The 13,263-nt window shown below is 62.6% G+C and carries 12 protein-coding genes and 2 riboswitches; of the genes, 1 reads left to right on the forward strand and 11 read right to left on the reverse strand.

Annotated elements, in window-relative coordinates; translation table 11 throughout:
* Positions 1 to 64 precede the first annotated feature (64 nt).
* From E6C55_RS01835 to E6C55_RS01870, 8 genes are all read right to left on the reverse strand, one after another.
* A complete protein-coding gene (locus tag E6C55_RS01835; RefSeq protein ID WP_136368074.1) occupies positions 65 to 1,111 on the reverse strand; it encodes a hypothetical protein in 1,047 nt (348 codons plus the stop codon).
* Positions 1,112 to 1,278: 167 nt separating this feature from the next.
* Positions 1,279 to 1,426, reverse strand: a riboswitch (cyclic di-AMP (ydaO/yuaA leader).
* Positions 1,427 to 1,925: 499 nt separating this feature from the next.
* Positions 1,926 to 3,173, reverse strand: a complete 1,248-nt coding sequence (locus E6C55_RS01840; protein WP_136368075.1) for a serine hydroxymethyltransferase — start codon at positions 3,171 to 3,173, stop codon at positions 1,926 to 1,928.
* 76 nt (positions 3,174 to 3,249) lie between these two features.
* Positions 3,250 to 3,843, reverse strand: coding sequence for a TIGR01440 family protein (locus E6C55_RS01845; protein ID WP_136368076.1), 594 nt, complete (start codon positions 3,841 to 3,843; stop codon positions 3,250 to 3,252).
* Positions 3,844 to 3,845: 2 nt separating this feature from the next.
* Positions 3,846 to 4,304, reverse strand: coding sequence for a ribose 5-phosphate isomerase B (gene rpiB, locus E6C55_RS01850; protein ID WP_136368077.1), 459 nt, complete (start codon positions 4,302 to 4,304; stop codon positions 3,846 to 3,848).
* 113 nt (positions 4,305 to 4,417) lie between these two features.
* Positions 4,418 to 4,499, reverse strand: a riboswitch (ZMP/ZTP riboswitch).
* Positions 4,500 to 4,558: 59 nt separating this feature from the next.
* The gene (locus E6C55_RS01855; protein ID WP_136368078.1) at positions 4,559 to 5,140 is read right to left on the reverse strand and encodes a low molecular weight protein arginine phosphatase; all 582 of its coding nucleotides are present in this window, start codon (positions 5,138 to 5,140) and stop codon (positions 4,559 to 4,561) included.
* Between the two features lie 49 nt (positions 5,141 to 5,189).
* Positions 5,190 to 5,750, reverse strand: a complete 561-nt coding sequence (locus tag E6C55_RS01860) for a manganese efflux pump MntP (RefSeq protein ID WP_136368079.1) — start codon at positions 5,748 to 5,750, stop codon at positions 5,190 to 5,192.
* A 119-nt stretch (positions 5,751 to 5,869) separates the two neighbouring features.
* Positions 5,870 to 6,958 (reverse strand): L-threonylcarbamoyladenylate synthase, encoded by a 1,089-nt coding sequence (locus tag E6C55_RS01865; protein ID WP_136368080.1) that lies wholly within the window; start codon positions 6,956 to 6,958, stop codon positions 5,870 to 5,872.
* 95 nt (positions 6,959 to 7,053) lie between these two features.
* Positions 7,054 to 7,830, reverse strand: coding sequence for a stage II sporulation protein R (locus E6C55_RS01870; RefSeq protein WP_136368081.1), 777 nt, complete (start codon positions 7,828 to 7,830; stop codon positions 7,054 to 7,056).
* Positions 7,831 to 8,072: 242 nt separating this feature from the next.
* On the opposite strand from E6C55_RS01870, the gene E6C55_RS33550 reads away from it, so the two are divergent.
* Positions 8,073 to 9,656 carry an MFS transporter gene (locus E6C55_RS33550; protein ID WP_168735401.1) on the forward strand — a complete coding sequence of 528 codons (1,584 nt, stop codon included), beginning with the start codon at positions 8,073 to 8,075 and terminating at the stop codon, positions 9,654 to 9,656.
* A 360-nt stretch (positions 9,657 to 10,016) separates the two neighbouring features.
* On the opposite strand, the gene E6C55_RS01880 is transcribed toward E6C55_RS33550, so the two are convergent.
* The 3 genes from E6C55_RS01880 to prfA form a co-directional block, all read right to left on the reverse strand.
* The gene (locus E6C55_RS01880) at positions 10,017 to 10,814 is read right to left on the reverse strand and encodes a TetR/AcrR family transcriptional regulator (protein ID WP_136368082.1); all 798 of its coding nucleotides are present in this window, start codon (positions 10,812 to 10,814) and stop codon (positions 10,017 to 10,019) included.
* Positions 10,815 to 10,952: 138 nt separating this feature from the next.
* On the reverse strand, positions 10,953 to 11,912 hold the full coding sequence (gene prmC / locus E6C55_RS01885) for a peptide chain release factor N(5)-glutamine methyltransferase (protein WP_136368083.1): 960 nt from the start codon (positions 11,910 to 11,912) through the stop codon (positions 10,953 to 10,955).
* 182 nt (positions 11,913 to 12,094) lie between these two features.
* The gene (gene prfA / locus E6C55_RS01890) at positions 12,095 to 13,168 is read right to left on the reverse strand and encodes a peptide chain release factor 1 (protein ID WP_136368084.1); all 1,074 of its coding nucleotides are present in this window, start codon (positions 13,166 to 13,168) and stop codon (positions 12,095 to 12,097) included.
* Between the last annotated feature and the right edge of the window lie 95 nt (positions 13,169 to 13,263).

A 13,263-nucleotide genomic window follows, 5' to 3' on the forward strand; every position in this document is an offset into this window, starting at 1 on the left:
CGCCATGGAGGCCGAGGGAGTTCTGCTCGTTGCCGAATCAAGGCTCCGCTGACTAGCATCCGCCTCAATCGGGAATTTCATGCGGCTTCTTCAGGTAAGACTTGTTGCTGGGCATGTATCCCGAACCGATGCTGATGTCAGCCACCAGCTTCCGCGGCGGAGAAGTCGATTCGTCCCCGCTCTCCGCTTCGAGCTCCCATTCCTCCGCCCAGAGCGAGGTCCTCCGCATATCCGCGATAAGGAAGCGGCCGCTGACCTCGTCCGGGGAAGAATGCCACTTGACGTATGCCTTGCCGTTCTCGACGGCGAGAATCTCCATCAGCCCGTCCGGGCGAACAAGCGACAGTCGAATTCTTCTTCCGAGGCCTGTCGCTCCCGTCTTCACCGCTTCCGTCAAGCGATAAGCCTGCTCGAGCCCGATCGCCTGCTTCTCTTGGCCGGGAGCCGGCTTCTCCAGAATAAACTGATAGGGAATGACGCCGGCCGCGGCAAGCAGTTGCGTCAGCTCGGTCAACACTTCGGTGCTGTCGTTCTCCCCCGGCTCCATCGGGATCTCCGCGATCAGGTTGGCTCCCGCTTCGTGAAGGGCGCGGAACGCTTCCGTCACAGCCTGCGAGATCTCCTGCGGATGCCTGATCTTCAGCATCAGATAGATGCTCTTGCCGGGGTACGAATAACGTCCGATCAACTCGAGCAGCTTCCTGTTGCCGACAATGAGCGCCGGGTCGTCGATCGGGGCGCGGGAGTGCAGCCGGATCATCTGGACATGATCGATGCGCCTCAGCGAGGTCACGATCTCCTCCAGCCTCCCTGCCGGGAGCTTGAAGCAGTCTGCGGTCGCCAGATGCACGTGGTTGATCAAGTCGCTGTCGCGAATGTAGGACAATGCGTCGGTCAGGTCCGCCCTCGCCAGGTTCCGCAGGAGCACCGTGGACCGATTGACATGGAGATAAGGAACGGGCTCCCTGTCCGGCACCGGCAGGTCCCCGGATCGAACCGCCCCCAACCACCGTTCAGGCGCCTCGACTCCCCGCGAATCGATCATGCCGGGCTCGAACTCGCCTACGCTCTCCCCAAGCTCGTTCTGGACAAAATCGTGTGGACATGTCATCCTGCATCCTCCTCCTTGTCCAATGGAATGTCGTTCGCCCCGCATCTACGCCAAAGGGGTTAAAAAAGACCCCGTACGGCAGGGCATTCGTGCGCTTAGCCGGCATAGGGTCCTAAGAAAACAGAAAAGACCCGTTAACAGGGTCAATGAAGTTGATTAAATGAGATTATTGACCCATCTACTGCCTACGAGGTTAGCTGACGGGCTCGGGTCAGATGGTCCCCTATGCGCTTGCCGAAGCAAGCTGCAATTCGCCCCTAAGATTGGTTCCCCCGCTTCCGGACAAGAGTGTCCGGAATTAAGCGTAATCTTAGTATACCTTTAGCTAAACGTCAGCGTCAATTCCAAATTCGCCTCGCTTAGCCAGCATATTCTTTCCAGCCCCATTCTGTGACTTGCTCCGCCGCTCCTCCCCAACTCTAATTACCCTCTTTTCGCTCCTTTATTCGCCCCGCTTCCCTATTCGCGGTACCTGATCCGTCGGTTTTGCATTTTTATATGAATTTTCACATTCATCTGCTTGGATTGGCGGGAATCTCGGTGTTTTATGTGGTTTTTCGCATACATGCGGGAATTCGGGCCGGAATTCCCTTCATGAATGTGATTTTTCGCATAAAATCGTCCAAACTGCCCGTTGTCGAGCGGTGCGAATGTGAAATTTCACATAAATCTCTCGGCCCCTCCCGGCATCGACGACTCCCGTCCACGGCACAAGCAGGCACAAGCAAATAAACAAGCCCTCCGGCGCGCCTCGAAGGCGGACGAGAGGGCTTGCGACTTGCACCGGGCAGCGCGGAAGCCGGAGCCTCCGTGCTTAGTAGGACAGGCCCGGGTACAGCGGGAATTGGTCGCTGAGCGCGCTGACCATGCCGCGGGCTTGCGCCAGCACCGCTTCGTCCTTGGAGTTCTTCAGCGTAAGGGCGATCACCTTGCCGATCGTCTTCATCGCTTCCGCATCCATGCCGCGGGAAGTAACGGCCGGCGTGCCGATCCGGACGCCGCTCGTCACGAACGGGCTCGTCGGGTCGTAAGGGATCGCGTTCTTGTTGACCGTGATGCCGACGGAGTCGAGCACGTGCTCGGCTTCCTTGCCGGTAATGCCCAGGTTGCGCGTGTCGATCAGCATCAGGTGGTTGTCCGTGCCGCCGGAGACGAGGTTCAAGCCTTCCGCCAGCAGCGTATCGGCCAGCACCTTCGCGTTGTTCACGACGTTAGCCGCGTAGTCCTTGAACGAAGGCTGCAGCGCTTCGCCGAGAGCGACCGCCTTCGAGGCGATCACGTGCATCAGCGGGCCGCCCTGCGTCCCCGGGAACACAGCCTTGTCGATCGCAGCCGCCCAAGGCTGACGGCACAGGATGAGGCCGCCGCGCGGTCCGCGCAGCGTCTTGTGCGTCGTCGTCGTGACGAAGTGCGCATGCGGCACCGGGCTCGGGTGCTGGCCGCCGGCGACGAGGCCCGCGATGTGGGCCATGTCCACCATGAAGAGAGCGCCGACGTCTTGAGCAATCCGGCCAAGCGCTTCGAAGTCGATCGTGCGCGGATAGGCGCTGGCGCCGGCAACGATCAAGCGAGGGCGATGCTTGAAGGCCAGCTTGCGAACCTCGTCGTAGTCGATGCGGAACGTCTGCTCGTTCACGCCGTAAGCGACGAAGTTATAGAGCAGGCCGGACGCGTTGACCGGGCTGCCGTGCGTCAGGTGACCGCCGTGCGCGAGGTTCATGCCGAGCACCGTGTCGCCCGGCTTCAGCACCGCCAGGTAGACGGCCAGGTTCGCTTGCGCGCCGGAGTGCGGCTGAACGTTCGCATGCTCCGCGCCGAACAGCTCCTTCGCACGGCTGCGCGCGATCTCCTCCGGAATGTCGACGTACTCGCAGCCGCCGTAGTAGCGCTTGCCCGGGTAGCCTTCCGCATACTTGTTCGTCAGAACCGTTCCCATCGCTTGCATAACGGCCTCGCTGACGATGTTCTCGGAAGCGATCAGCTCGAGGTTGTTGCGTTGACGGCCCAACTCCAGGTTAAGAGCCTTGACGATCTCGGGGTCCTGCTTGCGCAATTGTTCCATGGGGAAGTCCTCCTAAATAATCATGTTATAGTGGAAAATAAAATTTCGTCCGTGCATCAAACCGCCAGTGTGCGCCTTACTCGCAGGAGCCGACGCCCGGCGCCTCGTCCAGGCGGTACACCGCCCGCTCGCCGCCGATCAGCTTCGGCCGGGAGAACGCCATCGTCAGCCTCGCTTCGCCGATCCACGGCACGCTTGGCCGCACCGGCACTGCCACCGGCCGCAGGTGCATGCCGATCAGCGTCTCGCCGATGTCGAAGCCCGCATCCGCCTGCACCGCCTCGACGAGGCAAGGATCGGCCGACTGCCGGTACGCGTATGCCGCCATCGAACCGCCCGCCTTGCGGACCGGCACCGCCGAGACGATCGTCCAGCCCATCCGCTCGGCCAGCTCCCGCTCCGCAACAAGCGCGCGGTTCAGGTGCTCGCAGCATTGCCATAACGCGCGGAACTCGACCCTTGCCTGCACGCGCCGGACCCCCTCATAGATGTCGGCGGCCACGTCCTCCGCCCCCGACGTCCCGATGCGGCGTCCTCTTACCTCGCTCGTGCTGACTCCGAATACGATTTTCCAACCGGCCTTGATCCCGCCCGCCTCCACCAGCTCCGTCAGAGCCGACTCAACCTGATCCGCAAGCGGACGATCCGCTCCCTTGCTCGCAGCGCCCATGCTCAGCGCGCCTCGGCAGCCTGGGCTTCGATCGCCTTCACCTTGTTGATGCGGCCGATATGGCGCTCCCCGCCCGAGAACGGAGTGTCCAGCCAGATCTTGACGATCTCCTCCGCGACGCCCGGTCCGATGACGCGTTCGCCCATCGCCAGCACGTTCGTGTCGTTGTGCTCGCGAGTCGCCTTCGCCGAGAACAAGTCGTGCACGAGCGCGCAGCGGATGCCCGCCGTCTTGTTCGCCGCGATCGACATGCCGATGCCGGTGCCGCAGATCAGGATGCCCCGCTCCGCCTCGCCGCGGACGACCGCATCGCAGACGGGAACCGAATAATCCGGATAATCGACGGAATCCGCGCAATGGCAGCCCATGTCGACGACTTCATGTCCTTCCTTCTCCAGGAAGGGGACGATGACGTCCTTCAATCTGTACCCCGCATGATCCGCGCCAATTGCAATCTTCATTGGATAAGCCTCCTCGGTATCGATCCGCCGACAGGCGGACAGCTAAGAGTATTATACCTAAAAGCGCGAAAAAAGACGAAAAAAGAGAGCGAACGCACGTCAAGACGCGCGTTGCTCTCTGCCCAGGCGACCGGCCGACATTCCGATGCTCCACCGTGGTTAAGCCCACCCGTGTCGCCAGTTACATCGGAACTGCAACGATTATTCCCATCATACCGAAGGTTCCGTGAAAAATCAATCTGCAATGTTCGGATTCACTCCGCTTCCCGCAGCTTGCCCACCGTCCGCTTCAGCGCGTCCATGATCTCGTCCGCGCAGCGTTCGTACACCTCGAGAGGCCCGCCGTACGGATCGGCGATGTCGAAGCTCGGCAGCCTCCGCTGCAGCTCCGCCAGCCGGGCCCGATCCTTCGCCGGCAGTTCCTCCCCGAGCGCCCGCTTCAACTGCCAATCCGCGAACAGCCGCTCCGCTTCGAGCAGGTCGTCCATCACCGGGTCGTCCTGCAGCGCGAACTCCTTCAGCGTATACGTCTTGATCTCCGCCTCCGGGTATCTCTCCAGCACCGCCCGCTTGTGGCTCCCCGTCATCGTCAGAATCAGGTCGGCCCAGTCCGTCTCCTCGCCGGTGAGCGAAGCGGAGCCCGCCGGCTTCTCCACTCCCCGCCTGCGCAGCGCTTCGGCCGCGTTCGGGGACACCGGCAGCCCGTTCACCGTGGACACCCCGGCGGAACGAACCTCCACGTCCAATCCGCTCTCTTCCGCCAAGCTTCTCAGCATCGCCTCGGCCATCGGGCTCCGGCAGGTGTTGCCTGTGCAGACGAGTAGAATTTTCCTCATCCGCTTCCCCTCCTTCCCGCGACTCGCGAACGATTCATTGTGACCCTATTTATATCAGAAAAAGGATTCCGAATGCAAACAAAATTGCGCCGCCCAGCGCCTCTCCGTAGCCTCCGAGCTGATGGCTGATCTTGCGCCCGAGAAGCAGTCCCAACACGCTCATGAGCCCGCCGACCGCCCCGAACATAAGCACCGTGACAAGAATATGCGACGCGAACATCCCGAGCGATACCCCGACCGAGAACGAATCGACGCTGACGCTCAGCGCGAAGAACAGCATCCCCCAGAACGTGCGGTGGTTGATCGATCGGACCTCTTCCCCCCGCAGCGAGCTGTACACCATATGCCCTCCGAGCAGAAGCAGCAGCGCCCCCGCCGCCGAAGTCGCCACTCCGCCGAGCAAGCCGCTGACATAGTAGCCCATTGCCATTCCCGCGAGCGGCATCAGCACATGGAACAGCGCGATCACCGAGCTGAGCTGAAGCACGTCCAGCTTCCGCACGCCCTTGAGCCCGATGCCGACTCCGAGCGAGAAGGCGTCCATCCCGAGCGCCAGCGCCATGACCGCAATTGCGAGTAGTTGTCCGAGCGATGAGGACACGCTCTCCATCGTTTACCCTCCCTGTCCGCTTCAAGCGGTCCTGCGGGCGCCAAGCTCCTGACGCCGATAGAACAGCATATGCGGACGAGCAAACGAACATGTCCTGTCAGATGGAATATATTGGGTACCTAGACGTGAAGGATGCGGCCTCCCGCCGCCTTGAGCATACGGTTCCGGAGAGCGGCGCCGATGCCCGCCTCCGGGAACGACTCCGCGACGATGCAGGCGATGTCGCGGTCGTCGCATTCGCGCAGCGCGGCGTACAGCGCGTGCGCCGCCTGCTCGGGCTCGCCGCGCGGCCCGAGCGGGAGCACGGCATCCGCGCGGTACGCGCCGGCGTTCTCGCTCGAGGCGAGAACGGCGACGCGCTCCCCGCGCGCGCGGGCTTCGTCCGCCGCCGCCTGGACGGCGGCGGGCAGCCGGGCCTGGTCGCCCAGGACAAGCGTCATTGCGCCCCGCGGGGCGTAATGGGCGTACTTGACCCCGGGCGACCGGGGCGCTTCCGCGGCGGGCTTGGATTCGCCGGGCTTGAATTCCCCGGGCTTGGGCTCGCCCTCGGCTTCTGCCCGCACCGCCGCTCCGCCGCCGACGGCTGCTTGCAGTTGCTCGGCGGTAATGCCGCCCGGCCGCAGAATGTGCACCTTGCCGCCGAGGACGCGCACGACCGTCGACTCGAGGCCGACGCCGGTCGCTCCTCCGTCCAGCACGCCGTCGATGCGGCCGTCCAGATCCTCCAGCACGTGCCGCGCCGCCGTCGGACTCGGCCTCCCCGAGCGGTTCGCGCTCGGCGCCGCGATCGGGCAGCCGGAGGCGGCGATCAGCCGCCTCGCCAGCTCGTGATCCGGCACCCGCACGCCCACCGTATCGAGCCCCGCCGTCACCCGCGGCGACAGAACGCCTTCGCGAACCGGCACCACCAGCGTCAGCGGCCCCGGCCAGAACGCGTCCATCAGCATCCGCTCAAGCTTACTTACCCTGTCCGCCAATTTTATAGCCGCTTCCGCATCGGCCAGATGCACGATAAGCGGGTTGTCGGACGGGCGCCCCTTGGCCGCGAAGATCGCCTCCACGGCGGCATCGCTTCTGGCATCCGCCCCCAGCCCGTACACCGTCTCCGTCGGGAACGCGACAAGGCCCCCGTTCGCGAGAACGGAGGCGGCTTCCTTCGCGCCGGCTTCGGCCTCGCCCGGCGGCCAATAGATCGTCTGCTTATTCATGTACGTTCGAACCTTCCTGCTAGCACATTGATGCCTCTATTATACCACCGTCGCAATGGCGACGCCCAGATATGCTCAGCTTCGCTCAGATTCGCTCAGAACAGGGACGCCAGGAACGCGAACAGCTTCTTGAGAAGAACAACGAGGAAGAACTCCGCCTTAGGCTTCCCGGACCCTCCGTCCGCTTCCGGCGCCGACAGTTGCCCGCCCTTCGCAACGCTGGCGCTCGTCTTCTCGATCTTCTGCGCCTTCTCCGCCGTCTGTGCCTTCTCCGCCTGCGAGGCCGTCTTGCGATCCGCAGCCGCGCCCGCCTCGGCGGCGTCATCCTTCGCGACAGCGGCCGTCAAGCACAGCGGAGGGAACAGCACGCACCACCAATTGGCGCCTGCTCCGTCGCCCAGCGTAATCCGGAGCGCCTCGTAGTCGTCGGCCGGATACGTTGTTCCATCGAAGGTTTTCTCCGGGAAGGGCACTTCGCCCAGCTCCACGGAAGCTCCGTACGAGGCGTTCTCCTCCTCCAGCGCACGCTCCGTCACGGCGCGGATATCGGGCAGACGGGCTTCTATATAAGCCCTGGCTTCGGGCAGCGTGGCGGGCAGCTCGCCCCACGAGACGATCAGATCGGAGACGCGGTCCTTCACGGCGCGTTTGATCGCCTGATCTTCGTCGCTGTCCGACTGGGCGATAATTCGAATACGAATCGAATCCTGCGGAATGAGGACCGCATCCTCCCCGGACGCGGACGCATCGGCGCTCCCCAGAGCGTGCGTCATATAAACCGTGCCGCCGACAAGCAGCAGAACCATCGCGAACAGAACAACTCTAGCAACGGAAGAATAGAAAGAATGGGAATAATGGCTGAGACCACGCATCGTTACTCGCTCCTTGGAGCGCCCGTCGGCGCCGCTCGATGCGTTCCGGAACGTCTTAGCCCTAGTATGGTCCCCTCTTCCAAACTCTAAACCTGCTAATCTAGCGTTTTTTGCTCCCCAGGCCCACAGCCGTGGCCCGATGACAAAACATCAATCAATTTGTGTTGACCATATACTGTTTATATAATATACTGTGTTCATTGGTTACAGTTTATACCATAAACAATAAGGAGCGATATGAAATGATCAATGCAATTCCGGAAGCGGTCAAGAAGGCCGGCCGCAAAGAATGGATCGCGCTGTGCATCCTGTGTCTCCCGTTAATGGTCGTCTCGATGGACGTCTCCGTCCTGTTCTTCGCAGCACCTTCCATTGCCGCGGACTTGCAGCCGACGGCCAACGAACAGCTATGGATCTTCGACATTTACGGCTTTATCCTCGCGGGTCTGCTGCTGACGATGGGTGCCATCGGCGATCGGATCGGACGCAGGCGGCTGCTCATAATCGGCTCGATCGGCTTCGCTCTCAGTTCGTTGCTGGCAGCGTACGCTCACACTGCCGCAACCTTGATTCTGGCTCGCGGCATTCTCGGGATCGCAGGCTCGACCCTCATGCCATCGACGCTGGCTCTCGTTCGCACCATGTTCCAGGATCAGGCGCAGCGGACCAAAGCAATGTCGGTCTGGAGCGCCGTCATGGCAAGCGGCGTCAGCGTCGGACCGATTATCGGCGGCCTTCTGCTGAATTCCTTCTCCTGGGGCTCCGTATTCCTCATCAATATCCCGGCGATGGCGCTGCTGCTGATCATCGCACCGTTCCTGCTGCCGGAGTCCCGAAGCTCCGTTCGCAGCCGGATCGATATTCTAAGCTCTCTGCTTGCTCTCGCAGCTATCCTTCCTGTCACTTATGGAATCAAGACCCTCGCGGAGGACGGCTGGGCGATCGTTCCCGCCGTGCTGCTCGCCGCCGGCTTGCTCGTCGGAGTCTTCTTCGTCAGACGCCAATTGGGCATCTCCAACCCGCTGATCGATATTCGCGCTTTGAAGGATCGAAGAACGGGCGGTTCGATTCTCGTTAACCTGATCGCCATGTTCGCGCTTATGGCAAGCGCCTTGATCAATACCCAATTCCTCCAATCCGTTCTTGGGTATTCCCCGCTAGTCGCGTCGCTCTGGAGCGTACTGCCTTCGGCAGCCGTCGGGGCCGCGGCGCCGGTCGCCGCCAAGCTGTCGCTAACGCTGGGAAGACCGCGCGTCATGGCCGGAGGCTTCATCCTGTCTGCGATCGGCTTCGGCATCCTCACCCAAGTCCGCTTAGACGGCTTCTCGCCGCTCACCGTCGTTCTCGTCGGCGCCGGGCTCGTCGCGGCCGGTATCGTCTCCGTCATTACGCTTGTCACCGATTACGTCGTTGGCGTCGCGCCGGCCGACCGCGCCGGCGCCGTCGGCGGCCTGCTTGAGACGTCAAGCGAGCTCGGAGGCGCCTTCGGCATCGCGCTTCTCGGCTGCGTCCTCGCGGCTGCCTATCGCCATGCGGCGATCCCCCGCTTGCCCGCCGAACTGGCGCCGGATGCCGCCCATGCGGCCGGGCAGACCATCGCCGGAGCAGCGGTTGTCGCGCAGCAATTGCCTGCGGCTGCCCGAGCGCAAGTGATCGATGCCTCGCGCGAAGCTTTTATGACCGCCATGCACGTCACCTGTCTCGTCTCCGGCATCATTCTGCTGCTCGCCACGGCGACCACCGTCGTGCTCCTTCGCGAGGACAAACGTTCGGGTTGTCATAGCGGTTTTACGCATAAGGATGACAGTCGAGACATCGCGCCCTGACCGTTCCACCCAACACTGTTCGCACCTCCGATCCGCCGGCTTTTGCCCTCTGATCCGCCCCGGCTCTTGCCCTCTGATCCGCCGGCTTTTGCGATTTTATGCGGTTTTTCACATTCATCGGTTTGAATGAGCCGCTATCTCGGCGTTTTATGTGATTTTTAGCATACACGCGGCAACGGAAGCCGGAATTTTCTCTATGTATGCTATTTTTCACATAGAATCGTCCAACCTGCCCGTTATCGCGACGCTCGAATGTGAAATTTCACATAAAAGCCGCGTTACCCTCGCGGCTTAAACCAAAAAGGCTGCGCCCAGGGATTCATCCTTGGGCGCAGCCTTTTGCTCAACTATACGGCAGCTTCACTTCTTCGTTCCGCCGCTACTTCTCCGATCCAAATACAGCTCGATGCTGTCCAGAATCCGCTCCAGCCCGAAGTCCATATCGTCGCCGATCGGGTTCTCGTCTCTGTTCTCTTCGGTGTAGGCGCCGGATATGACGATCGGATGCAGATCCGGGTATTGCTCCGGCTTGATCAGCACCCGAAGAGCCGTCGTGTAATTCAGCCCGCCGAACTCTTCCTCGCTGGAGCCGGCTTGCACCGCGCGATCCATGTCTCTCCGAATAACCCCGCAATTGCGGGCATAGCCGCTGAGCAGCAGGACGAAGGACATCTTCTCGTAATCGTTCAGAGGCATGTCCCGCATCGACCGCAGCGCCCAATCCACCATGCGCAGATTGTGAGGCGCGATCGGAATGCCGAAGATCGGAATATCCGGGTACCAGGGATGAACGCGGAACAAGTCGATCGTCCCTGCCACATACTCCCGCATGCTCTCCCGCCATTCCTCGGGAGGTCTCTCCGGAGGCAACGGGAAGTCGCATGCCGCATCTTGCATAAGGAGCAGCAAGTCGTCTTTGCTTGGTATATAACGATACAGCGACATCGCCGTGAAGCCCAGCTCCGTGGCAATCCGGTTCATCGAGACGGCAGCAAGGCCGTCCTTGTCTGCGATCTCAATTGCCTTCTGCACGATCTGATCGATGCTCATCTCCCGCTTGGGCCCGCGCTGCGGCGGCTTAACCAGTCCCCAGCTCAGCGCGGCTCCGGCGGGAAGCATCTTGCCCACTTCCTCGGGCGTCATCTCTTGGCTGCTCATCCGCTCCCCCTCTTCATTCCGAAGCTGCTCGCACAAAGTGTATACAACATAAACAGTATACCACATTAGCGCAACTTCGGAAACGGAATGAGCAACGGCAGCCGGGTTCCTGTTCAGAGAGGACGGTTCCCGATCCTCCTACTCCCTTATCGCAAGCACATGCCGGTCGATGCCGGCGTAGTCCTTCACATAGCGAATCTCGCGCCAATCGGCGACGGCGCGGAGCAGGTCCGCCGCGTCGTCCGCCTGGCCGGCGCCCATCTCCCAGGCGACCAGCCTCGGCAAGCGCGGGAGCCGGGCAAGCTGGGCCGCCATCCGGCGGTATGGGGCGAGCCCGTCCGCGCCGCCGTCAAGCGCAAGATGCGGCTCGAAGTCCCGCACCTCGCGTTGCAGCCCCGCCATGTCCGCGGAGCGGATGTACGGCGGGTTGGAGACGAGAATGTCGATAGCGACGCCTCGGCGACGCTCCTCCACGTCACGCCCCTGCCCCTTCTCGCCATCAAGCCGCCTCTCCTCCCCCGCTCCCGAACGCAGGAACGGCTCCAGCAGGTCGCCGAGCACGAACTCGATGCGATCCGCCGCGCCGTTCTCCCCGGCGTTGCCGCGAGCAACCGCCAGCGCCGCCGGCGACAGGTCGCTCGCGAGCACGCGCCAGTCCGCCCGCTCCGCCGCGAAGGTGACCGCGAGCGCGCCGCTGCCCGTGCCGACGTCGAGCAGCGCGAGCGGCGCGCCGTCCTCGGCCGGGCGCCAGCCCGCGGCCGCCTCCAGCACCGCCTCCGCGAGCAGCTCCGTCTCGGGGCGCGGAATGAGCACGTCCGGCGTCACCCGGAACGGACGCCCGTAGAACGCCTGCTCGCCGATAATATACTGAGCCGGCTCGCCCGCCGCCTTCCGCGTCAGCGCGCGCTCCCAGGCGTCCCGCTTGTCCGCCGGGAACGGCTCGCGCAGATCGCGCAGCAGCTCCGCCTTGCCCATTCCCAACACATGCAGAAGCAGGAGCTCGGAGTTGGCCTCCGCCTCCCCGACCCCCGCCGTCCGCAGCCGCTCCGTTCCCGTCCGCCACACTTCCGCTATTTTCGGTCCGGTTTTCTTTTCCATACGGCTTTGTTCTCCGCCCCCTCGCCATCCGGCTTCATTCTGCGTCCGCGCGTCCATCCGGCCTCGTCCTGCCGCCCGCTATTCCGCCGCGCCCGTCTTCTCCTCGCTCCATCCTTCAGCCGCCCCGACGAGACAAGAAGCGGCCCGCCTCCGCTGCCGAAGGCCGTGCCGCTTCCCCGTAATTACGCCATATTCTCCCGAGCCAGCAGGTCGGTCTGCTCCGCGAGCGTCAGCGCGTTGACGATGTCGTTCATGTCGCCGTTCAGAACCGAGTCCAGCTTGTGCAGCGTCAGGCCGATGCGGTGGTCCGTCACCCGGCTCTGCGGGAAGTTGTACGTCCGGATGCGCTCGGAACGGTCGCCCGTCCCGATCTTCTCGCGGCGCTCGCCGGCGTACTTCGCTTCCTCCTCCTGGATCTTGATGTCCATGATCCGCGTGCGGAGAACCTGCAGCGCCTTCGCCTTGTTGTCGTTCTGGGACTTGCCGTCCTGGCACGTCGCGATGATCCCGGTCGGAATGTGCATGACGCGCACGGCCGACTTCGTCGTGTTGACGGACTGGCCGCCCGCGCCGCTGGAGCAGAACGTGTCCACGCGGATGTCCTTGTCGAGAATCTCGATGTCGAGCTCCTCGGCTTCCGGCATGACGACAACGGTCGAGGTCGAGGTATGAATGCGTCCGCCCGACTCCGTCTCCGGCACTCGTTGCACGCGGTGGGCTCCGCTCTCGAACTTCATCTTGCTGTAGGCCCCGGAACCGCTAATGGTGAAAATCACTTCTTTAAACCCGCCCAGGTCGCTCACGCTCGACTCGAGCATCTCCGTTCGCCAGCCTTGGCTGTCCGCATACTTCGCATACATCCGGTACAGCTCGGCCGCGAACAGGTTCGCTTCCTCGCCGCCGGCCGCTCCGCGGATCTCGACGATTACGTTCTTGCCGTCGTTCGGGTCCTTCGGCAGCATCAGAATCCGGATGCGTTCCTCCAGCTCCGCCTGCCTTGGCGCGAGCTCTTCGATCTCCAGCTTCACCATCTCGTGCATCTCGTCGTCGAGCTTATCCTCGAGCAAGGCGCGGGCGTCGGCGAGCTGCTCCAACACCGATTTATATTCCAGATAGGCCTGGTACGCTTCCTCCAGGTCCGATTGCTCCTTCGCGTATGAGCGCAACCGCGACGAATCGTTCACGACGTCCGGGTCGCACAGAAGCTCGCTCAGCTTCTCATAGCGGTCCGCCAGCGCTTGAAGACGGTCCAGCACTTCCTTCAACCTCCTAATTCGGTTCGCGCAAGCTCCGGCTTGCGGATCTTGATCCTTGGTTCTCCTAGTATAGCATATTCGCCGCACTTGTGGCG

This window comes from Cohnella fermenti, assembly GCF_004801405.1.
GTDB classification, from domain to species: domain Bacteria; phylum Bacillota; class Bacilli; order Paenibacillales; family Paenibacillaceae; genus Cohnella; species Cohnella fermenti.